Annotated in this window: 19 protein-coding genes; 3 read left to right on the top strand and 16 right to left on the bottom strand. The window is 44.0% G+C overall.

Features of this window, described 5'->3' with window-relative positions:
* Positions 1-314: 314 nt before the first annotated feature.
* The 3 genes from M3636_RS04945 (at position 315) to M3636_RS04935 (ending at position 2,293) form a co-directional block, all read left to right on the top strand.
* On the top strand, positions 315-1,178 hold the full coding sequence (locus M3636_RS04945) for a class I SAM-dependent methyltransferase (RefSeq protein WP_128104499.1): 864 nt from the start codon (positions 315-317) through the stop codon (positions 1,176-1,178).
* 2 nt (positions 1,179-1,180) lie between these two features.
* Entirely contained in the window at positions 1,181-1,906 is a 726-nt protein-coding gene (locus M3636_RS04940; protein ID WP_251381429.1) for an RluA family pseudouridine synthase, read from the top strand.
* Positions 1,907-1,978: 72 nt separating this feature from the next.
* On the top strand, positions 1,979-2,293 hold the full coding sequence (locus M3636_RS04935; protein WP_128102482.1) for an MGMT family protein: 315 nt from the start codon (positions 1,979-1,981) through the stop codon (positions 2,291-2,293).
* A gap of 76 nt (positions 2,294-2,369) precedes the next feature.
* Here the strand turns inward: M3636_RS04935 and M3636_RS04930 are convergent, their stop codons facing one another.
* From M3636_RS04930 to M3636_RS04855, 16 genes are all read right to left on the bottom strand, one after another.
* Positions 2,370-3,878, bottom strand: a complete 1,509-nt coding sequence (locus M3636_RS04930) for a DHA2 family efflux MFS transporter permease subunit (protein WP_251381428.1) — start codon at positions 3,876-3,878, stop codon at positions 2,370-2,372.
* The gene (locus M3636_RS04925) at positions 3,875-4,321 is read right to left on the bottom strand and encodes a MarR family winged helix-turn-helix transcriptional regulator (RefSeq protein WP_128102484.1); all 447 of its coding nucleotides are present in this window, start codon (positions 4,319-4,321) and stop codon (positions 3,875-3,877) included. Before M3636_RS04925 ends, M3636_RS04930 begins: the two co-directional genes overlap by 4 nt.
* A gap of 346 nt (positions 4,322-4,667) precedes the next feature.
* On the bottom strand, positions 4,668-7,211 hold the full coding sequence (locus M3636_RS04920; RefSeq protein ID WP_251381427.1) for an FAD-dependent oxidoreductase: 2,544 nt from the start codon (positions 7,209-7,211) through the stop codon (positions 4,668-4,670).
* Entirely contained in the window at positions 7,204-7,521 is a 318-nt protein-coding gene (locus M3636_RS04915; RefSeq protein ID WP_128102485.1) for an ArsR/SmtB family transcription factor, read from the bottom strand. The genes M3636_RS04920 and M3636_RS04915 overlap by 8 nt, the downstream gene beginning before the upstream one ends.
* A gap of 248 nt (positions 7,522-7,769) precedes the next feature.
* A complete protein-coding gene (locus M3636_RS04910) occupies positions 7,770-8,216 on the bottom strand; it encodes a MarR family winged helix-turn-helix transcriptional regulator (protein WP_145408897.1) in 447 nt (148 codons plus the stop codon).
* Between the two features lie 237 nt (positions 8,217-8,453).
* Entirely contained in the window at positions 8,454-10,916 is a 2,463-nt protein-coding gene (gene gyrA / locus M3636_RS04905) for a DNA gyrase subunit A (protein ID WP_145408896.1), read from the bottom strand.
* Positions 10,917-10,928: 12 nt separating this feature from the next.
* A complete protein-coding gene (gene parE / locus M3636_RS04900; protein WP_145408895.1) occupies positions 10,929-12,908 on the bottom strand; it encodes a DNA topoisomerase IV subunit B in 1,980 nt (659 codons plus the stop codon).
* 76 nt (positions 12,909-12,984) lie between these two features.
* Positions 12,985-13,974 (bottom strand): ABC transporter permease, encoded by a 990-nt coding sequence (locus M3636_RS04895; RefSeq protein ID WP_128102487.1) that lies wholly within the window; start codon positions 13,972-13,974, stop codon positions 12,985-12,987.
* Positions 13,967-14,932 carry an ABC transporter ATP-binding protein gene (locus M3636_RS04890; protein WP_251381426.1) on the bottom strand — a complete coding sequence of 322 codons (966 nt, stop codon included), beginning with the start codon at positions 14,930-14,932 and terminating at the stop codon, positions 13,967-13,969. Before M3636_RS04890 ends, M3636_RS04895 begins: the two co-directional genes overlap by 8 nt.
* Positions 14,933-15,802, bottom strand: a complete 870-nt coding sequence (locus tag M3636_RS04885; RefSeq protein ID WP_145408893.1) for a GDSL-type esterase/lipase family protein — start codon at positions 15,800-15,802, stop codon at positions 14,933-14,935.
* A gap of 263 nt (positions 15,803-16,065) precedes the next feature.
* Entirely contained in the window at positions 16,066-16,848 is a 783-nt protein-coding gene (locus tag M3636_RS04880) for a CAP domain-containing protein (protein WP_251381425.1), read from the bottom strand.
* Positions 16,849-17,235: 387 nt separating this feature from the next.
* Positions 17,236-17,694: a GNAT family N-acetyltransferase gene (locus M3636_RS04875; RefSeq protein ID WP_128102490.1), complete on the bottom strand. Its 459-nt coding sequence runs from the start codon at positions 17,692-17,694 to the stop codon at positions 17,236-17,238.
* Positions 17,684-18,871 carry a formate-dependent phosphoribosylglycinamide formyltransferase gene (purT, locus tag M3636_RS04870; protein ID WP_128102491.1) on the bottom strand — a complete coding sequence of 396 codons (1,188 nt, stop codon included), beginning with the start codon at positions 18,869-18,871 and terminating at the stop codon, positions 17,684-17,686. Before purT ends, M3636_RS04875 begins: the two co-directional genes overlap by 11 nt.
* Positions 18,872-19,213: 342 nt before the next feature.
* Positions 19,214-20,236 (bottom strand): NAD(P)/FAD-dependent oxidoreductase, encoded by a 1,023-nt coding sequence (locus M3636_RS04865; RefSeq protein WP_251381424.1) that lies wholly within the window; start codon positions 20,234-20,236, stop codon positions 19,214-19,216.
* Between the two features lie 61 nt (positions 20,237-20,297).
* Positions 20,298-21,287 (bottom strand): ABC transporter substrate-binding protein, encoded by a 990-nt coding sequence (locus M3636_RS04860; RefSeq protein WP_128102492.1) that lies wholly within the window; start codon positions 21,285-21,287, stop codon positions 20,298-20,300.
* Between the two features lie 132 nt (positions 21,288-21,419).
* Entirely contained in the window at positions 21,420-22,952 is a 1,533-nt protein-coding gene (locus M3636_RS04855; protein ID WP_251381423.1) for a helix-turn-helix domain-containing protein, read from the bottom strand.
* Positions 22,953-23,273 lie beyond the last annotated feature (321 nt).

Raw genomic sequence — 23,273 nt, 5'->3', positions numbered from 1 at the left:
CTATTATTCCCTCACTTTATATAATCATGGATATTCGATTCACGAATGAAGTAACATTTGAATTATCAAAATCATATGTGATAATGATTATCATTGTCAAATTAAATTTTCCAATGTAATCAATTTTAGTATACGGAGCTACCTCAAAAACAACACTAAAATGCATATCGTTATAGAACTTTACATTATGACATGGAGCAACATATCTTGCGGGTTCGTTTTCTTATAGGTCTTGCGCCCCCCTAACTGGCGTATATGTCTATTTTTGTTGTACAATAGTATCCAAATGACTTTTGAAGGATGGATAAATGAATATGTACGTAGCTAATCAATGGAAGGATTATGAAGTAATTGATACTGGAGGCGGCGAGAAGCTGGAGCGTTGGGGCGATGTCATTTTGCGCAGACCCGATCCACAGATTATCTGGCCACTTAAACAAGAAACGAATGAATGGCGTCAGGTGCACGGTCATTATCACCGTAGTTCTTCTGGTGGCGGCAGCTGGGATATGAAACAGCCGATTCCAGAACGCTGGACAATCGGTTATGAGAACCTCAAGTTTCACATTAAACCAACTAGCTTTAAGCATACGGGTCTGTTCCCTGAACAAGCCGCTAACTGGAGCTGGATGATGGATAAAATTAAGAACGCAGGTCGTCCAATATCCGTACTGAACCTGTTTGCATACACAGGCGGTGCGACCGTTGCTGCTGCCTATGCAGGCGCTTCTGTTGTACATGTGGATGCAGCTAAAGGCATGGTACAATGGGCAAAAGAAAATGTGCAGTTATCTGGACTGGCAGATCGTCCTGTTCGATTCATTACAGATGATGTATTCAAATTCGTACAACGGGAAGAACGTCGTGGTAACCGTTACGATGCGATTATTATGGATCCTCCTTCCTATGGTCGTGGACCTAATGGAGAGACTTGGAAGCTGGAACAGAACCTGTATCCGTTCCTTAAGTCCTGCATGAATATTTTGTCGGATAATCCGTTGTTCTTGCTCATTAACTCATATACAACAGGTATCTCTCCAACGGTATTGCGTAACATGCTTACGATGACGATGTCCGCTCAATATGGAGGCAACATTACCGCAGGCGAGATCGGTTTGCCGATTACACGTAGTGGTCTTGACCTGCCTTGCGGCATCTTGGGCCGCTGGGAGTCCTGATTATGTCTGATCATTCACACAGTACGGTAGGTATCCCTATTTTGTTTGAGGATAATCACTTGCTCGGTATTGTTAAACCCGTGAACGTCCCAACTCAGGAGGATGCTTCTGGAGATCCGGATCTACTTACACTGCTTAAGCAGGATCTGAAGGAACGCTACAATAAACCGGGCAATGTGTATCTTGGTCTTGTTCATCGGCTCGATCGACCTGTCGGCGGGGCGATGATCTTTGCCAAAACATCCAAAGCAGCTTCTCGTTTGTCTGAGACTGTTCGGGGACGAGATTTCCGCAAAATATATACAGCTGTTGTACATGGCAAGCCACCAGCTCAACGTGGTACGCTGAAGCATACGTTGCTGAAGGATGCCCGTACAAATACAGTTACCGTTGTACCCCCAGGTACACGTGGTGGTAAAGATGCGGTATTAGACTACCAAGTGCTCGGCCAGAATGACCGGTACAGTCTTGTGCGTGTTGAACTACATACTGGCAGATCCCATCAGATTCGGGTACAGATGCAAGCCATCCATTGCCCTCTGTTCGGAGATCAGAAGTACGGCGCAGGAGTGAATAAACCAGGCCAGCAGATCGCCCTCTGGTCTACTATTGCAGGATTTCCCCATCCGGTGACCAAAGAAGAGATTACGCTAAAATCGCTTCCTCCACGGGAATTCCCTTGGGCTGAGTGGCCAGTTCAAGTGTATGAGCACGCTTTTCAAAATTAGTACAATAACCGTGTATCCCGCTTAGACATGGGTACACGGTTTTATTCTATTGTGAAAGGAAACTTCATTCTTATGACACCATTCACACAAAATGTCGTCTCCATCATTTCTTCTATTCCCGAAGGCAAGGTCATGACCTATGGACAGATTGCCGCTCATGCGGGGAGTCCACGAGCAGCAAGACAAGTTGTACGTATTCTACACTCCATGAGCCGGAAAGAACGTCTTCCTTGGCACCGGGTCGTGAATGCCAAGGGTGAAATTGCAATTCCAGATGAACATTCAAGACTGATCCAAGAAACCGAACTGATCAGTGAAGGTGTAGAATTCAAGCTAGATGGAACCATTAATCTTGAATTATTTGGTTACCAACCTGAGCTTGAATAGCAAAACAGAGCCCGGACAGATTGATCTGTCCAGGCTCTGTTTTTTTGTACGTTTATTTTACATGAAGCATTAATCCTTACGCTGTTGCGTTGACTTCTGCAGATTCTTGAGGAGTCGGATCGACAGCCGGTTTTGTTTTGCGAATAAAGAACGCCATTAGCATCGCCACAACCGTCATACCAGTCGCTACCGTGAAGGCATAGTTAACACCATAGATCGTTGCGTCAGCTGTCGCACGCAGCATTGCTGCTTGGTCATCTGGGTTAATCTGCCCTTGAGCAAGTGTATCTGCCAAGTGAGATTTCAGCTTACTACTCATAATAGTGACAAGGATTGCCGTACCGATTGCACCTGCCACGGTACGCAGTGTGTTAGACATTGCCGTACCATGTGCGTTGAGACGCTGAGGGAGCTGGTTCAGACCAGCAGTCTGAATTGGCATCATCAGCATGGACATCCCGAACATACGAGCTGTGTAGATAAACATCATATAACCATATGTTGTATCGATTGCTAAACGGCTAAGTCCCCAGGTTGTAATAGCTGTTATCGCAAGACCCGCGACGGACAACCAACGCGCCCCTACTTTATCGAAGATCCGACCTGTAATCGGGGACATAATTCCCATTAGGATTGCACCTGGCATCATCAGAAGCCCTGATTCAATCGGTGAGAACCCACGAATGTTTTGCAAGAAAATAGGTAGCAGGATCATACCTGCAAACATAGCCATCGTTACAAGCATGTTAATAATTGTTGTTAGAGTATACATGTTGTATTTGAAAATACGGAACTCCAGAAGCGGATGATCTGTTGTCAATTGACGGATAACGAATAGAACGAGGGAAAGCGCACCGACGATTAGACAACTGATAACAACTGCGCTACCCCATCCATCTGTACCTGCATCACTGAAACCATACAGCAAGCTACCAAATCCGAGTGTGGATAGAATAACGCCTGGATAATCCAATTTCGGTTTGGATTGACGTGTTACATTTTTGACAAATGCGATACCGATCCCTGTTGCGATAATAGAGAATGGCAGAATGATGTAAAATAACAGTCTCCAAGAATAGTGTTCTACCACGTAACCTGACAATGTTGGTCCAATCGCTGGAGCCAAAATCATCGCAATCCCCATGGTACCCATGGCTTGACCACGTTTCTCAATCGGGAAGATTGTGAGGAACACAACGGTCATCAGCGGCATTAGAATACCTGCACCTGCTGCTTGAATGACACGACCGACCATAAGGATCGCAAAGGTAGGACTAATCCCACAGACTAATGTTCCTAATGTAAAAAGCATCATAGCAGTGATAAAAATCTGACGTGTAGAAAACTTGGCAATAAGATATGCCGTAACGGGAATCAGTACCCCATTGACAAGCATATATCCAGTTGTAAGCCATTGAGCCTTATTCGCGTTAATCGCGAGGTCTTCCATGATCTTAGGAAGAGCTACATTCATCAGTGTTTGATTCAAGAAGGCTACAAAAGCACCAATTAACAACGCGGCAACGATTGGCCCTTTCTTGATGTTGTCCATCCCCATGGATGGCGCTGTAGCGGTTGTACTCATTGATTGTTCATCTCTCTTCCTTCTAACTTTTCAATCATTTGGGTATGGATTCTTAGCAGATGATCAAGATCTTCCTTCGGAATATCCAGAATAGGCGATACTCTTTCCATCCATAGGTGATGTGTCTCCTGCTGCGCCTTCTCCCCTTTATCCGTAATCTGCAACATAACGGATCGGCGATCAGCATGCGAACGAGTCCTGATGATGTATTCACCTTTCACGAGACGCTCTATAACCGCACTCATAGAGCTGCTTCCCATATGGCAAAGTTCTGCCACTTCGTTAACTCCGATTGAAGGTCGCTCCTTCAGAATGGATAACACCATAAACTGAATAGAGGTCAACTCGATCTGCTTGTTTTCATTCCAGAATGCTCGAAAGAGCATTTGATTCACCTGTCGGAACGAATTAATAATATAGAATACTTCATACGTATCAGTCATTGTTTCACCCGTTTACTTTTGGAATATAATATTTCGTACACGAAATATCAGGGGAACAATTACTTATTATAACAAAAATATTTACATAGTCAACTCTTTACATATGATTTTTAAAATAATATTAGAGCATATTATATTTGATATATAAATTATATAAGCAAGCCCAGTAGAAGCTAATCAGTTTGATTGTAGCTTTTCCTTGAACGATGAGATTATGCAGCCATAGTCTCGAACTGTAAGGTTGTTCTTGTCATCATAATCGCCAAAAACCTCTATTCCACTTGAGGTGAAATAGAGGTTTGATAAATTCGAGAGTAAGATTGAGTTAAGTTACGATTTTACACGTTTAGATAAACAAATTATGATTCGCCTGATCTGCTTGTCCGAGATAATAACCAACACCACCAATGACAGCCTGATCCATTAATTCCTCACGCTGTATGCCCATCAGATCCATCGACATCTGGCAAGCCACAATCTCTACCCCTTGTGAGATAGCAGACTGCATAAGTTGTTCCAGCGAAGCGACATTATTTTTTTTCATCAAACCTCGTATCATCTTCGGCCCTGCACCAAACATATTCATCTTGGAGAGTCCTAGCTTGAGACTGTTGCTTGGCAACATCATATCAAACATACGAGCCATACCTGTTTTAACAGGTGCTTGCAACCTCTCTTGCTTACGTATGATATTTAAGCCCCAGAAGGTGAAAAACATCGTTACTTTCCGTCCGCTTGCTGCCGCCCCATTGGCAATAATGAACGAGGCAATGGCCTTATCGAGTTCACCGCTGAATACTACCATCGTACTAGCTTTATCAAGTTGTTGTGAATGGCTTGTGACAGGTGTAGTATTCTTAGCCAAAACTGCTTCAATCACCCCGCCCTTGTCCCTCTCCAGCTTAAGGACGTCAGATCCGGACATCGTAGCCCATGCCTTCACATCCTCATAGAATCCTGGATCGGAAGCTTTCACTCGAAGTGTTTGCCCGTCTGCCAACTGGTCCATTTTTTGTTTCACCTCAATCAAAGGCCCTGGGCAACTCAAACCACATACATTCAATTCGTTATCGATGCGAAGTTCATCTGATGAATTTACAGATGATCCTTGCTTTGTTTCGTCATCCATCAGAATTCTCCCTTGCGTTTCCTGTACTTTATTCATTTCATTACCGTTAGTTCCATTATTGTTGTTACTTCCGTGATCCCCATCGCCGCTTCCACTTAAGACGGTTGCAGGTTTAAATTGCACCTGATGATAGGTTTTGTACCCCCCGCTTAAGTTTTTCACCTTATAGCCATGCTGACGCAGAATTTGTGTGGCGGTATAACCACGAAGGCCAACCTGGCAATAAACCCAAATTTCTTTGGAAGCATCCAGCTCATCGAGCCGTTGACGCAGCTCATCCACCGGAATGGACAATGAACCTGGAATACTCGCGTTACGGTGTTCAAGGTCACTCCTCACGTCTAGTAATATAGACTCCGCAGGATTGCGCTCTGAGAGTCGATCATACGTGAATGAGTCTACTCGGCCCTCGATCATGTTTTCAGCAGCATACCCAACCATGTTTACCGGATCTTTCGCAGAAGAGTATGGAGGTGCATAGCTCAATTCAAGTTCCGTCAGATCTCTTACATTTCCTCCGAAGTGAATCGCCACCGCAATATCATCAATTCGTTTGTCCACCCCCTCATAACCAACAGCTTGTGCACCTAGAATTTTCCCATCTGGAGCAAAGAGCAATTTTAATGTGACAGCACTGGAGCCTGGATAATAGGAAGCATGGGACGCGGGATGTACAATCACACTGCGATAGTCCTTCTGCATTCGTTTGAGCGTTTTCTCATTGCTTCCGGTAGATGCCCCCGTCAACCCAAATACTTTGATGATCGACGTTCCCTGAGTCCCTTTGTACGTAGTTGACAGACCAGCGATTTGATCCGCTACAATGCGTCCCTGTTTGTTCGCAGGACCCGCAAGCGGAATCGCTGTCTGCGTCCCATGAATGTAATCCTTTACTTCAATGGCATCACCGACCGCATAGATATGAGAGACACTGCTTTCCATCCTTTCATTGACGAGTATATGTCCACGCGAACCTAGAGCCACGCCACTGTTCTGCAAGAATGAAGTGTCTGGTGTAACGCCAATCGCCAGAATGACTAGATCAGCAGATAATACAGAACCATCCCACAGTTCTACGCCGATACCTTGATCCAACGTAAGGAAGCCTTGAACGCGTTGCGAAAATATAAGTTTTACTCCATTTTGCTCCATCTCTTGAGCTAGCGCAGCAGCAAGTTCAGGGTCAAGCGGTGTTAACAGTTGATCATTGCCTTCTATCAAAGTTACATCGAGTCCAGCTTGCTTCAAATTCTCAGCCATCTCTACACCTATAAATCCTCCACCAATAACAATTGAACTTTGGTTGTTATGAGAACTTATTTGTTCTTTGATTCGATCAATATCCGGAATGTTCCGCACGGTATAAATTAACGGGTTCTCTTTACCAGGCAGATCAGGCACAAGCGGACGTGCGCCAGGTGACAAAATCAAGTCATCGTAGCTTTCCTCGTATAGACCACGTTCAGCACTACGTACGTGCACAGTGCGTTTAGTTGAATCAACAGCTATAACCTCACTTTTGGTGCGAACATCGATGTTGAATCGTTCCTCCATACCTTTCGGAGTCTGTACGAGTAGTCGTGCGCGCTCTTCAATTGTACCTCCAATGTAATAAGGCAAGCCGCAGTTAGCAAATGAAATATAAGGTCCCTTTTCAAACATAATGATCTCGGCATGTTCGTCCAGGCGCCGGAGGCGTGCAGCAGCAGATGCACCCCCAGCGACACCTCCCACGATTAACACTTTTTTACGTTTATTCATCTTCGCATTCATCCTTCTCGAATAAAATCATGATCAACTGCTCTACACGTGCATCAGCAAGTACGTAATTCACTTCAAGACCATTTCGCTCGGTAGCAACAATTCCTGCACTGCGAAGCTTCTGCAAATGCTGTGACACCGTCGATTGCGGAAGATCCAAACACTCCTGCATATATGAAACGTTACATTTCTTTTTGCGCATCAAACCTCGAACGATACATAAACGCACCGGGTGAGACAGCGCCTTAAGAAACTCAGCTGGTTCGTCAAACTGTTTTAATTGATTCCGATCAAAAGCAGGAAACTCCAAAATAAGCCCTCCTAAAACGTTATAACGTAATATTACGATATAGTGATTTTAAAGTCAATTTTATTTTCTAAAAGTCTTCTAACATGAATTCAAATGTTGTGCTGTTGATACGATTCTAATAAATTCAGGCTCAAAAAACAGACTCCCGGCTAATAAAAACCAGAAGTCTGTTCAGTAATTCTTTTTTGTTTTCTAAATCACCAAATATGATACTACCTAAGCCACCCTTATAAATACATTAACTTAGTTTAACCTGAACTCGTTAAGGCTGGCTGTTGAACGTTGGTTTTGGGTGTTGTCATTTTGCCAAGGAGGTATACCAGTAGTTGTTGATTGTGCATCGAAATATTACTAAGCACTGAATTCATGAAGTCATTGCGAATAGCAATGCCTCGCTCTGTCTCCTTCCGTCCTTTATCCGATAGAGAAACCCAGACGATCCGTCTGTCCTGATTATCTCGATCTCTACGGATCAGATCATTCTTCTCCATGCGATCAAGCAACATCGTTACCGCCGCAGGCGTTGTCGCCAAAAAAGGAATCAAATCAGATGGCTTCATTCTCTGGTGATCCTCAAGAACCTCCAGTACAGCCAACTGAGCTTCAGTTAGGGAGGGGGCTAATTCTTGATCCATATGCAATTTATAGTCCTTCGTTAACCTTGACCAGCATTTAGCAAAATCGGAATTATACACGTTATATCGCTCCTCTCTGCATCCGGTTATCACTTCACCTGCTTAAGTTTTCGCCCTCGAAAGCCGCATTCCTGCTGGGTTTTTGCAATTTCCTAGCGATCGACCCTAATCGACGAAGGTTGTTAAACTTCGCATGAAAGCTCTCTTGTAATCCGCCTCATAGCTACAAAAAAAGACTCCTCACATGACAGCATTAACTGTACTGTGAAGAGTCTTTCATTAGGAACATTTTGAAACTTATAATGTTGTGCCAGACTGATCTTCCGTAAAGTCTGCCAGCAATTCCATAATTTCGTCTTGTTTATCTACATGTACAAGTAACTTACCGATGTGCTTACGCTCTGTGATCGGTACACCTTCCGAAGAAATCGCATGCGTATGCCCTTCCTTCGTCATTACATTGAAGCTACGTTTTTCACGACAATAGAAGGCTGCTGCAATACGGCTACCGTTCGGTTTAACGCGCTTGCCTTCCTTGAACTCAAATGTCGCAAGACCTTTGCCTCCGCGGCTCTGTAACGCATAATCGAGCAATAATGAACGTTTGCCATAGCCCAGATCAGACAACACAGCAATTTCACCTTCATCGCCCTCTACCCATAGAGCAGCAACCACTTCGTCTGTATCTTTTAGCTGTATCCCGCGTACGCCACCAGATACCCTTCCCATGGGATTCACTTCATCCTCACGGAAACGAATCGCCATCGCTTCTTTGGTAATCAGCATAATTTCTTTGTCACTCGTGCTTAAGTGGACAGATAATACCTCATCATCCTTGCCTACTTTGCACGCCGCCACAGCACCCGAACGTTTCGTTACATACTCTTTTAATTCGGTTCGCTTCACCTGGCCTTTACGAGTCACAAACACCAGGCTATGATTCGGCTCCTCAAATGACTTCACTGCAAGCACTGTGGATATCCGATCATCTTTGGCAAGTGGAATCACATTGACAATGGCTGTCCCTGGATCTTTCCATTTGAACTCTGGCACCTGATGAACAGGCAGAAGGAAGTACTGTCCTTTCTTGGTGAACACCAGCAGGTTTTCAAGTGTATTTACTTCGAGGACTTGCGCAATATAGTCCCCTTCTTTTACACCGCTTCCGTTACGTTCCCCACCAGATCGGGAAAAGGACTGCATACCTGTACGTTTAATGTATCCTTCCTTAGACAAAGTCACAAATACATCTTCCGCATTAACCAGCACTTCCAAATTAACCTTAAGCTCTTCGACTTCACCTTGGATTGCAGAGCGGCGATCAATACCGTATTTCTCGCGAATCTCCAACAATTCCTTGCGAATAACTCCGATCAACTTGCGGTCACTATCCAGAATAGCGCGTAACTGTGCAATCTTTTTCATCAGATCGCCAAGTTCCTTCTCCAGCGAAGTGATCTCCAGATTCGTCAGACGGTATAATTGCAGGGTCAAAATCGAATCTGCCTGACGCTCGGAGAACCCAAACATCCACATCAGATTATTTTGAGCATCCTGGCGATTTTTTGATGCTTTGATCGCAGCGATTACTTCATCCAAAATGTTCAGTGCTTTAACGAGCCCTTCCAGCACGTGTGCACGGTCTTCCGCTTTCTCCAGCTCATACTGAGTACGGAACGTCACAACTTCACGCTGGTGGGCAATATAAGCCTCCAGAATCGCTTTTAAGCCTAATTGCTGCGGCGCTTTGTTGACTATCGCCACCATATTAAAGTTATAGGTGACCTGTAAATCGGTTTTTTTGAGCAAATAAGCCAGAATACCCTGTGCATCTGCTTCTTTTTTCAACTCGATGACGATCCGTAGACCTTCACGCCCACTCTCGTCACGTACCTCAGCAATGCCTTCGACCTTTTTCTCCAGACGGATGTTCTCCATCGCCGTGACCAGGCGAGACTTTACGACTTGATAAGGAATCTCTGTAATGACAATCTGCTGTCTGCCACCACGCATATTCTCGATATCCGTTTTGGAGCGAATGTAGATACGTCCTTTACCCGTACGGTACGCATCCAGAATGCCATCTCCGCCCATGATCAATCCACCTGTAGGAAAGTCAGGACCTTTCATGAACATCATGATCTCTTCAAGTTCAATCGAAGGTTTCTCCATCACAGCAATACTTGCATCAATGACTTCCCGCAGATTATGCGTTGGGATCTCGGTTGCAAAGCCAGAAGAAATTCCACTTACCCCGTTAACCAGCAAGTTCGGATAACGTGAAGGCAATACAACGGGCTCTTTAGCAGTATTATCAAAGTTATCCTTGAACAAGACGGTACGTTTTTCAATATCACGTAACATCTCCATTGCAATCGGTGACAAACGCGCTTCTGTATAACGCATCGCTGCAGCCGGATCATCATCCTGCGAGCCCCAGTTACCATGACCGTCCACCAGCATATGGCCCATTTTCCATGGCTGTGCCATCCGCACCATACCATCATAGATGGAGGAGTCACCGTGAGGGTGGTAGTTACCCATAACGTCCCCAACGGTTTTGGCAGACTTACGATACGGCTTCTCAGGCGTATTACCTGAGTCATACATGGCATACAAAATACGCCGCTGCACGGGTTTTAACCCATCACGCACATCGGGGATTGCCCGATCCTGAATAATGTATTTGGAGTAGCGACCGAAACGGTCACCGACGACCTCTTCAAGAAAGGCCGGCATAAATTGTTCTGATAGACTCATTCCAAGCACCTTCTATTCTTCGTACTCTGTAAAGTCAACGTTCTCTACAATCCAGCGTTTACGCGGGTCTACTTTGTCACCCATAAGTGTAGATACCCGACGCTCTGCTTTTGCCGCATCGACAATCTCAACTTTGAGCAATGCACGCGACTCCGGGTTCATTGTCGTTTCCCACAGTTGATCAGGGTTCATCTCGCCTAATCCTTTGTAACGCTGAAGTTCGACGTTTTTACCTAATTCTTTCATGTAATTGGCCAACTGTTCATCCGTCCAAGCATAACGAACGGTTGACATTTTGCCTGATTTGCTAGTGATTTTGTATAGCGGCGGCTGAGCAATGTACACTTTGCCCTCATCAATCAAAGGTTTCATATAGCGATAAAAGAACGTAAGCAACAATACCTGAATATGCGCACCGTCTGTATCGGCATCTGTCATAATGATGATTTTGGAATAATTGCTGTCTTCAACCGCAAACTCGGTACCAATACCTGCTCCAATGGCAGCAGTAATGGCACGGTACTCTTCATTTTTCAAAATGTCAGCAAGCTTGGCTTTCTCTGGGTTGAGCGGCTTTCCTTTTAGCGGAAGAATAGCTTGAATTTTGGAATCCCGCCCTTGTTTCGCTGAACCTCCCGCTGAATCTCCCTCTACAATAAACAGCTCATTCCGGGAAAAATCCTTCGATTGTGCAGGAGTTAACTTACCGTTTAGATTGGAGCTTTCGCTACGCTTTTTGCCTGAACGCATCTCGTCACGTGCTTTACGCGCCGCTTCTCTTGCACGAGAAGCCTGAACTGCCTTACGAATCAGCGTCTGCGCAACCTGTGGGTTCTCTTCCAAAAAGCGCTGCATGTTCTCTGCTACGACAGAATCCACTACACTTCGAGCAGATGCGCTTCCGAGTTGGTCTTTCGTTTGACCGACGAATTCAACCTCAGACATTTTGACACTAATAACAGACATCATACCTTCACGAAGATCGTTACCTTCTAGGTTTTTGTCCTTTTCCTTAATCATGCTCGTCCGTCTTGCATATTCATTCATCACACGGGTGTAGGCTGTCTTGAATCCGGTCTCATGTGTTCCCCCACCCCTAGTAGGTATGGAGTTAACAAATGACGCTAGCGTTTCGGTATAACCTGCGTTGTACTGAATCGCCACTTCGACTTCGATATCATCCTTCTCCGCAACAAAATGAATGACATCATGCAGCACATCTTTATTTTCGTTCAGATATGCTACAAATTGACTTGCTCCACCTTCATACATGTACTCATCTTGATTCCCTGAGCGCTCGTCTTTGAGCACAATCCGTAGACCGGAGTTTAAGAAAGCAATCTCTTGCAGACGCTCCGCAAGTGTATCGTAATTTAACTGAATACCATTTTGAAAAACACGAATATCCGGCTTGAACGTAACCTTCGTTCCGGTACGATTAGTGTTACCCAGCACTTCAAGACCTGTAATAGGCTCTCCGACATGCTCCACACCTTTTTTATCTTGCCAATATTCGAATCGTTGACGATGAATCTTACCATCACGGAAAATTTCAACTTCTAGCCACTCAGACAAAGCGTTCGTCACCGAAGCACCAACGCCGTGAAGTCCGCCAGATTTTTTGTATCCTGATCCACCGAATTTTCCGCCTGCGTGCAAAATCGTAAACACGACCTGGGGAGTAGGAATCCCTGTTTTATGTATACCTGTCGGAATTCCCCTTCCGTTATCCTGAACCGTAATGGAACCGTCCTTATGCAGGGTGATATCGATTTTGGAGCAGAATTTGGCGAGATGTTCGTCGACAGCATTGTCAACAATTTCCCATACCAAATGATGCAGACCTGAAGAACTGGTGCTGCCGATGTACATCCCGGGCCGTTTCCGAACCGCAACCAGTCCTTCAAGTACTTGAATGTCGTCCGCGTCGTAGCCTGAAGACCCTTGTCCCCCGCCTGTCGAACCTGCCGACATATCGATTTGCTCGACCATTCATGCTCCCCCTTCTTCACTACCAACTAAAAAAAATTCTAAAATGCAAACAGATGTTTTCTTATCCTTGTCCATTTTAATTCAAGATATCCCGTTTCGTAAAGACAAGGAATGACACAATGAGTGAAGCAATGCCCCAAACACTAAGCACAATAAGGGAAAATGACAAATTCATTCCTTCAATTGGAGGTAATCCACCTGACAAATAATTAGGAAGTTCAAGGTTTACCATGAAGAGATATTTGGCTGTTTCCCACGAAGCCGCCATATTCGTAAGGATCGTTCCTGCGATAAGAGCAGCCATCATAATGACAATACTTGCAGCTGTACTCCGTACCAGAACGGATACCATAAAGGCCAGCATTGCCACAATCACACTAACAAACCAAATTAACCCCGCCTGCATAAGCATATACTGCCACTGATCTACAGCATGTACAGTTGACATATCCACTTCTGTCCCCACAATCTTGAAGCCCGTGAAGACCGGCATCGTAAATCCTTTATATCCAAAAACAGCGCCCGATATGGCATAACAGATAACATAAGCCGATACCACGATAATCGAGACAAACATGATCAGCGTGATCAGTTTGCTTAGCAGCACTTTCCATCGCCTAACCGGACGAGTTAAGAGCATTTTAATGGTTCCTGTTGTACGTTCTCCTGACACAAGATCTGAAGCAATCGCCATGATTAATAAGGGGATAAATAAACCAACCGCATTGTTCATGAACTCTCTCGTAAAGGTAACACCACCCGGTTCTTTCGGATTGATGTCATTTTCCAGATAATATTGCATCTGCTGGATATACACCGTTCTATATTTCTTAAATTCTTCAGGAACCCGATCACTGCCAAGCGAGTTCTGATTATCAGTAATAGCCTGTTGCAGTTCAAGTCGCCAATCGCCGTTAAACTTGTCCTGATTATTTTGCGAAGATTTCATCTGTGCATACGTAAACATCGGTACCAGAACGGCCAGAACGATAAAAATAATATAAAGGCGTTTTTTCTTCACCATTTTAATCGTTTCGTTGCGAATTAATGGCATGATATTATTCAATGGATTCACCTTCTGTCATTTTTAAGAATAGTTGTTCCAGTGTAGGCTGGATACGCTGCACACCTTCCACTTGAATCCCGGCTTGAACCATTTGTTGTACCAGATCAGGGATCCGTTCTTCGGGCATTTCAGCGACAACAGCGTTAGAACCAAGTCCTGCAACAAGGGTGTCATCCATCACATCGCCAGGTCGATCGACCAGCGTAATTCCTGCATCAAACAGCAACTTTTTGCCTTGTTCCAGGGGTGTAAGATGCCATATTGCTATCTTCGAATGGTCTTCAATTAATTCATGAACGCCACCAACCGCAAGAACACGTCCAGCACTAATAATGGCTACACGATCACAGAGAAGCTGAATTTCACTTAACAAATGACTGCTGACAAATACAGCCATACCTTCACTAGCGAGCTGCTTGATAAAGATACGTAATTCCTTAATCCCCTTAGGGTCAAGTCCATTCGTCGGTTCATCCAAGATGAGCAGACGTGGACGTCCAAGCAGTGCTTGGGCAATCCCAAGCCGCTGACGCATTCCCAGAGAATACGTTCTAACCTTGTCATGTATCCGCTGATCGAGCCGAACAATATCAACAACTTCCTGAATGCGGTCGTGATCCACACCAGGCTGCATACGAGCGAAATGTTCAAGGTTCTCCCACCCGGTCAAATATGTATATACCTCTGGATTCTCAACGATCGAACCAACATACTTCAGAGCTCTCTCCGGATCTCGGTTCACATCATAACCACAGACTTTAATTTTGCCTTCAGTTGGTTTGATCAGATCCACAAGCATACGAATGGTGGTTGTTTTACCTGCTCCATTGGGTCCAAGAAATCCAAAAATCTCGCCTGGCCTAACGTCAAACGTAACGTCCTTAATAATCCATTTACGTCCAATTTTTTTCTTCAGATGTTGTACGGATAATACCGAATCGTATTGCTTCTCTGCCATTTATTTAGCGCTCCCCTCTGCCGGTGTCTCTGCTTGATATTCCTGTGCAATCCGAACCGCAATCTGTTCATAACCTTGTCCATTCGGATGGAAATGATCGGATGATAAATATTCCCCGAGATGATTCTCAAATAGATCAAATGTAGGAACAAGGGTCATATTATCTTCGTTGTCCAGAATAGCAGAAGCCGCATCGTTCCATGCTGAAACTACTGCATTGCCGGGCTTCTCCAGTTCTTTCACATCACCAAACGGATTATACAGACCAAGGTATGCAATCTGCGCAGTAGGATTGATTTCCTTTACTTTCTTCAAAATTTCCTGAAGGCGTTTAGATGTTTCCGGTAAAGCGGCTGACAAAGATTCTGCCGTCGGTGGATCTTCCCCCTGCAGAACTTGTCCTCCCTGGAACAGGTCATTCGCACCAATTGAAATGAGAATAAAATTGGACTGTTTCAGCACATAACGTACGCCTTGTTCATCAAGTTTCGTCAATAAGGCATCCGTTCTCAGTCCATTAACACCAAGGTTATTCAAAACCTGAACATCGTAACCTTCATCTTTTAGAATATTTCCTGCACGTCTAACAAAGCCGAGACCCTGATCATCTCCTGTACCTCTTGCTAGGGAATCCCCAATAACAGCCATGCGTATCTTGCCATCCTCTACGACAGCCGGTTCATCCTGTTTATCGTTTGATGCAGCCGCCTTATCACCTGAGTTTAGCGATGTGTCCCCTTCAGGATAAATGACGTCTTTTATGGCGTACCCGAATCCAAATAACAGCAACAAGGTTGCCAGTATCGAAACTGTACCTACAATGCGCCAGATCCATGGCGCTGAATCCAGCATTTTTTTCTGCTTTTTCATCCATCACATCTCCACTCATCACACCGCTACGGTGTATATAAATTTATAAATGACTTTACACTAAAGATGATGTTTTCTTAAATAACATAAATCTTCTGTCGTTAATTTGCAAACTTTGTCATGGTAACTGTAAAATGCATTTTCATTATGTCATTTTACGGCAAAAAGGTTATACCATACACAGAAGTTTATCTGTGTTGGCATAACCTTTTTGGAAGCTTTATTTTATCATATATTATTCTTCATTACACATATAGCTGAACTTATTTACCTACGAACTCTTGAGCCCAGTATCCGTTGTAGTATCCAACACCGATTTGAGTATAGTTTTTGTTCAGAATGTTTGCACGGTGACCTTCACTGTTCATCCAAGCTGTAACAACTTCCTGTGGTGTTTTTTGACCTTGGGCAATATTCTCCCCAGCGTAGCTGTAAGTTACGCCAAACTGTTTCATCATGTCAAATGGAGAACCATACGTTGGTGATTGGTGAGCAAAGTACTTATTGTCACTCATATCTTTGGCTTTCGCAAGAGCAACTTTATCCAGGAGTGCATCGGAAGCCAGTGCATTTAGACCAGCTTTGGCACGTTCAGCATTCACCAATTTTACAACTTGAGCAGCAAAATCAGACTTAGTGCTGTCGGTGTTCGTGTTGTTTGTATTACCTGCATTGCCTGTGTTGTTTGTATTACCTGCATTGCCTGTGTTGTTTGTATTACCTGTGTTTCCTGTATTCGAAGGATCTTTAGCTGGCGTAGTCGCAGGCTTGTCTTCTTTAACTGGTTGTGCTGGTTTAGCAGGAGCAGTAGGTGTAGTCGGCTGAGCTTCAGGCTCTTTAACCACTTGGCCATTCGTAACAGTGAATCCATTGTCTTTCAACCATTTCTCCAAGAAGGTTTGCAAGCTACCTACATCTGTAATTTTGTATGATTGCTTATATGTGGATGGGTTAGCAGCAGATGCGGAGGCAGGGAGCATAACCCCTACAGCCAATACAGCTGTCAAACTTCCAGCGACGACAGTTTTGATCAAGTTCTTCTTCAAATAATTCATCTCCTCAAAAATTAATTATGACAACTTTGTAATGAATACTCTAGCAGTATATCAATTAAGAGGAGTGTTGTGAACCTTTAAAATATGGAAAAATGACTTTTTTGTCATTTTTATAACTGTTTCAAAGCTGACTCAACGGTTTAAATGACTGTGCTAACGGTATAAAACGACTTTATCACGGTGTACATCAAAAACTATTTTCTGAGATAGATCAGAAGAAAAAAGCCCACAATCCTACGCTTTATTGCTTTATGTAACTACATATCGAAAAAAAAATGGCATCCAGACCGATAAAGCTTGTCCGAATGCCATCATTTTGTCTTGTTAAACCACAGAGGGAGCCCTGTTGGGTTCCTCTAAAGGAAAAGACTTTACTATCTATAGAAGGACTTTACTGAAACGATATCCTTTTTTATTGAAGCCAATATGCTCGTAGAAAGAATATGTTGGTGAAGTAGCTTCGCGATTACCTCCGGTAACAAACAGCTGTTTGCCGCCTTTCTGTTTGCCCCAAGCCTCTGCACGAGCCATCAAACGACGACCAATTCCGCCTCCACGATGTTCTTCTCCCACAATTAAAGAAGTAATCTGTGCTGCTGGTTCTGGATAGGCATGACTTTGCACACATTGCAAGCCAATCACACCAATAATTTGTTCATCCACTTCAGCAACAAGCATGCAAGCATTCGGATTGTTCTCCAACCCTTCGATACGCTCTTTCATAACATTTGTTGTTGTTGGATAGCTGACCTCTCGCATCAATCCTGTTACCGCTTCTGCATCTCGCAGTTCACACTCTCGGATCATCAGTACAGGGGCCTGGGCATTATTGGACATGATTTACCTCCACTTTCAGCATATTTGCGGCTTGAACCGCTGTTTTTCGAGCTTCTTCCACATTTGAGTCTGCACTTAACGCTACAGCCATTCGGCGTCCAACCTTGGTCTCAGGCTTACCAAAAACTCGAACCTGAGTACGTGGAAGTGCCAATGCTTCTTCGATACCGCCTATAGTAAAGTCAGATGTTTCATCAGTCGCTTTCAGCGTAGCTGAAGCTCCCGGTGTGAGCAAATGTACGCCCGTTACCGGAAAACCAAGGATAGCACGGACATGTAATGCAAACTCAGAACAATCCTGAGTAATCATTGTAACCATGCCTGTATCATGTGGACGAGGGGATACCTCGCTAAACACAACACCATCCGCAGTCAGAAACAGTTCAACCCCGAAGAGTCCATATCCGCCAAGTTCATCGGTAACAGACTTGGCAATATGACAAGCTTGCTTCCATTGTTCCGGCGTCATCGCATGAGGCTGCCAAGATTCGACATAATCCCCATCCTTCTGAATATGACCGATCGGAGGACAAAATACCGTCCCTGATACAGATCTTACAGTTAACAGCGTAATTTCACTCTCAAATTTCACGAAGCTCTCTACGATGACACGTACAGACTTGCCTCTAGCTCCCGAAAGAGCAATGTTCCAGCAGTCCTCTACATCATCTGGCGTACGGCATACACTCTGCCCTTTGCCCGAAGAACTCATCAGTGGTTTGATCACACAAGGTGTACCCAATTCACGAACAGCTTCTTGAAGTTGTTCCAGATTGTCTGCAAATAGATAAGCTGCTGTTGGAAGTTTCAATTGTTCCGCTGCCAGACGACGAATACCTTCACGATCCATCGTTAAACGAGCAGCACGAGCCGTAGGTACGACACAAAATCCTTCTTCCTCAAGCTCAAGCAGAGCTTCTGTCGCAATAGCTTCGATCTCAGGTACAATATAATGCGGTTGTTCCTTACGAATCAATTGTTTCAGAGCCTCGGCATCTAGCATGTCGATGCAGTATGACCGGTGTGCAACCTGCATTGCAGGTGCATTCTCGTAACGATCAACAGCGATCGTTTCGACTCCCAGCCGCGTGGCCTCAATAACGACCTCTTTTCCCAATTCTCCGCTGCCTAATAGCAGCATTTTTTTGGCTTGAGCCGAAAAAGGAGCACCCCACATGTTCTTTCCAATCCTCCCAAAGAGAAATCTTCTATATCTGTCTCTCTATTTTCGGGGTTTTGGTTAAAGATTGCAAGAGTACTCCCTATTTTTCTTGTGAATTTTACAAGATTTTTTCTGTTTTTTCGATCAAATTTTACAATTATTGCTTAGCGTTTTGGCACTCTTTCCAATCTTCCCAGAAATAAGGATATAAATATAATGTTAAAGCTTGTCATGTAAGAGGCTCAACATCTCGGAGATCTCAGTCACCTTTCATGATAGAGGAGAAACCGATTGACGAACGATGAGAAAACGTAAATCTTCTCCTACATGTCTACGACAAAACATTTCATTGCCCACTTATGAACGGGATATACTCCGATTTTTATCACGGAAGAGCTCATTATGGGAGGAAACATACGCCATCCTAGCTGCCTCTGGATTCAAGTATAGTTTCGCACGATTCACCGCAACGATTGCATCATTAAAAGCCCCAGCTATGAGCCGTACTTTGCTCTCATTGGTGGCACAATCTCCAGCTGCAAATACACCCGGTAGGTTGGTCTCAGCGTGTTGACTCATCAAAACCATTCCGTCACTCATTTTTAATCCACAACTGGCAAGATCACTTAGATTACTTGTATATCCATGGCTAATCACTACTTCATCCACATCCAATAAGATATGCTCTCGGTTCAACGTATGCGTAATGCCAACCTGGTTAATGCGTTCACCATTGGTTTGTAGCTGTGTAATCTGATACGGAGTTCTTACATCCGCTATCTCGTACATCTCGCTGACATTCCGTTCCATTGCACGAAATTCAGATTGACGATGAACCACGTTAACACGTTGAGCAACTTTAGCAAGTTCAATGGCCCAGTCTACAGCACTGTTGCCTCCACCTGAAACAAGCACACGTTTACCTGCAAAGTATTCCGGGTTTTGCACCGTATAGTGAAGATTTACATGCTCATTATCATTTGATTCCTGGAGCTCTAGCCTCTGAATTTCAGCGACGCCACGACCTACTGCGATGATCATCGTTCGGGTATAGTGGATCTCCCCCTCAGTGGTATACATCGCCAATATTCCGTTATCCAGACGAGAGAAGCGTTCCATCTGACGATTGAATATAACCGTTGGGTTAAATGTGTTGGCCTGCTGTACAAGCCACTCTATCAACTTCGAACATTTCATAGGTGGTAACCCACCTACATCCCAAATCGTCTTCTCGGCATAGGTGTGCAGAAATCCGCCAAGTTGATCTTTACCTTCAATAATTTTGACCTTCATCTCACGCATGCCCGCATAAAAGGCCGCATACATTCCGGCAGGGCCGCCTCCAATGATGGTTACATCATAAATATCTTCTTCACGCATTGTGAACACATCCTGTATTCATTAGTTATGAAATGCGAGACTCGATAGCGGAGTCCATTTTCTACAATTCATTTTTCTCCTCAAAAGCAGCAACGATATCATCAATCACATAGCTATCTGCAAGTGGAGCCATACCTAGATTGAACCATTCCTTGCCACCTACCATGTACACATGATCTCCCTTGACGGCTTTTAGATTTTTCCACAATGATGTCGATAACATCTGTTCAAATTTCTTTTTAATTTCCGGATTATTCTCGTCATCAAGCTGAACGATTAGATGATCTGCATCGTACTCAGGCAGCACCTCCAGGGATACGGACATGGCCTTTTCGGACTGCGGGAAATTAGGAACCGGCTTCATTCCGAGTCGTTTGTGTACAAAGTTGCCTCGGTCGATGTTTTCACCATGCATTACAATTTCTTTTTCCATGACCCGAATATACAGCACCGTTTCATCACCAATCAGTTTGTTCAATGTGTCAGCAGCTGTCTTCTCCTTCTGCACTAAATCTTGTATGACCTTCTCGGCCTGCTCTTCCTTGTCTACAATTTTGGCGATATCACGAAGCTCATCACGCCAGTCATCACGACCTTGCAACAATACAGTTGGGGCTATTAGCGTCAACTGGTCATAGTCTTTTTCAGACCACCAGGCTGGAGCAATAATTAAATCAGGATTCGCTTCCATAATAGCTTCAAAATTTGGTGTTTTGCCAATGCCCATTTTCATCGTATTCGAGAAAGGCTCTGACAGATATGAAGGAAATTCGTCATGATAATTTTGTACAGCAACAGGCACAATACCAAGGGCATACAAAAATTCTGGATATACTACGGATAGACCAACCACCCTTTGTGGTGATTCTGGAATTTCAATTTCGCCCATCTCACTATTCACTGTTTTTACGTTACTTTCTTGTGACGTTGCTCCACTCTCCACATGATCCTGTCCGGAGCCCGTGCTTACTTCCTGCCCCTTCGCACCACACGCGGTAATAACGAGCAGAATCAAAATTGTGCTTACTAAAGTTAGCCATTTAAATCTCATTTCTGTATGTACCCCCTATATGTCAATAAGTAATGACAATGTCTAATTAATAATAATTATCATTATCATCGTGATATAGGAGTAGTATAATTAAATTTAGTCTAGCATGATATTGACGATTCAGACTTTTTACTATGGACGATCGTGCCATAGCTTTAATAGTTCGTGCAGCATAAGTTCATGGGTAAACGCAGTATAATCGAGCAGAACGCTAGACATTAATATGTCCACCTTACCGTTTCGTACAGCATCAATGTTATTCCATTCGTCTGAAGCTCGAAGGCGTGTCCAAGTCTGTTTAGAAGTCTCATCTTCACCTATGATCAACAATAATCTTGCAAAATGGAGCATGGATACTTCCCGTAGGGTGACGGAATCCTTGTTCCAGAGAGCCTCTGTTCCTGAAGGAGCATTCATTTCCATATCTTGATAAAAGACAGAAGCAATACTTCCAGGTCCAAGTACCTGCAGATGCTCACCGTACACTTTCAAGACGAGCAATTCGTCTTCACGAATCGTCACTGCAAGCTCCCTCTTCACTTGGGCTGCCTGCTCTTCGTACCGCTTAAGCCACACATCCGCGATATCCGATCTATCCAAAAATCGAGCAACAACTCTCAAATGCTCTTTCCAGTCATTGTTTTCCCAAGGAATCGTGCAGACGGGAGCAATGGTCTGAAGCTGACTTTGCAAAGACTCAGACTGATCTGTTGATACAGCAACAATATAATCTGGTTGAATGGATTCAAGCTGTTCCAGCCAAGTGTCCTCCACTTCTGCGAGTGGGATCACCTTGTCCGTCTGATATTTTCGACGGTAATAATTCGTCCACGGATGACGTGCTGGAGCGGCACATGGGATGATCTGCAATGCAAGCAGGATGCCAATACTGAACGGATGAACGGCAGCAATTTTTTGTTTGCTATTGCGTATGAATGCGGCTGGTGGAATACCCGAGATTTGTTTGAATTTACGGCGGAAATATGATTCATCCTGATAACCTACATATGAAGCAACATCCTTAAGTCGATAATTGTGATCGTTCCTCATCAAAATCTGGGCCTGCTTGATTCGGTAAGAGGTCAAATAGTCCACTACACTACAACCATATCTCTTTTTAAATACACGCATGAAGTGCCTTGAACTCATTCGCGCAACAGCTGCCAGCTCCGGAATGCTTATTTTATTCGTATAATTCTGCTCCAAGTAGATCTTCACCTGTTCAACAGGTAAAGCCTGTTCATTCTCATCTGCAAGAACACCATCGGAAAATATGGTATACATTAGCTCCTGAAATCGAATCTGACCGTAATACCGTTGCAAGCCGTCTTTGTCCATGATGAACTGATAGATCATCTGACAGAGTTCACCAACAACAACGGGTGAAAGGGATGTGAGCTCACCGTTTAGCTCATAACGGAGAAGCTGCTTCATTCGATCCAAAGCAACCAATCTGTCTTGCTCTCGTGTAAATATTACATCAAAGCTCATATGATACACACCGTATTCGTCTAAGGAATGTACATTCGCCTCTACTAATTGCCCAGGAAAGCCGATATACAGTCCACCTGAACGCAACTCCACAAAATTACCGTCGATCCTTAACCAGCCCTGTCCACTAACCACAAATATAAGCAGATAAGTTTCAATAAAATGCTTTTTCAAGAACCATTCGCTCATATTCTCATTTGTATGATCTATATAAGTGAGCTTAAAATGCATATGATCCAACGGCTCAAACCGAGCTGATGGTATAGTCGCAAAGGTATCGTGCAAAAATCTCCCTCCAGCCCTAAGTATCGATTTTCTCTAAGTTGTTTCAATATAACATATGAATTCTAGCTTGATCTAAGATAAACGTTTCATAAGATGACCATCGTTTGTTGATTGATTTTATTGAATTGACAGTAAGGGGAGTACTAGATAAAAAAACACCCCGGTAACCTTTATACTTGCCTCCAACGAATAGGTTGCTCTTATCCGAGA

Origin of the sequence: Paenibacillus sp. MER 99-2, from assembly GCF_023714095.1 — a bacterium.
In the GTDB taxonomy this organism is placed as follows: domain Bacteria; phylum Bacillota; class Bacilli; order Paenibacillales; family Paenibacillaceae; genus Paenibacillus.
This window is presented reverse-complemented; position numbering and strand designations above follow the sequence as displayed.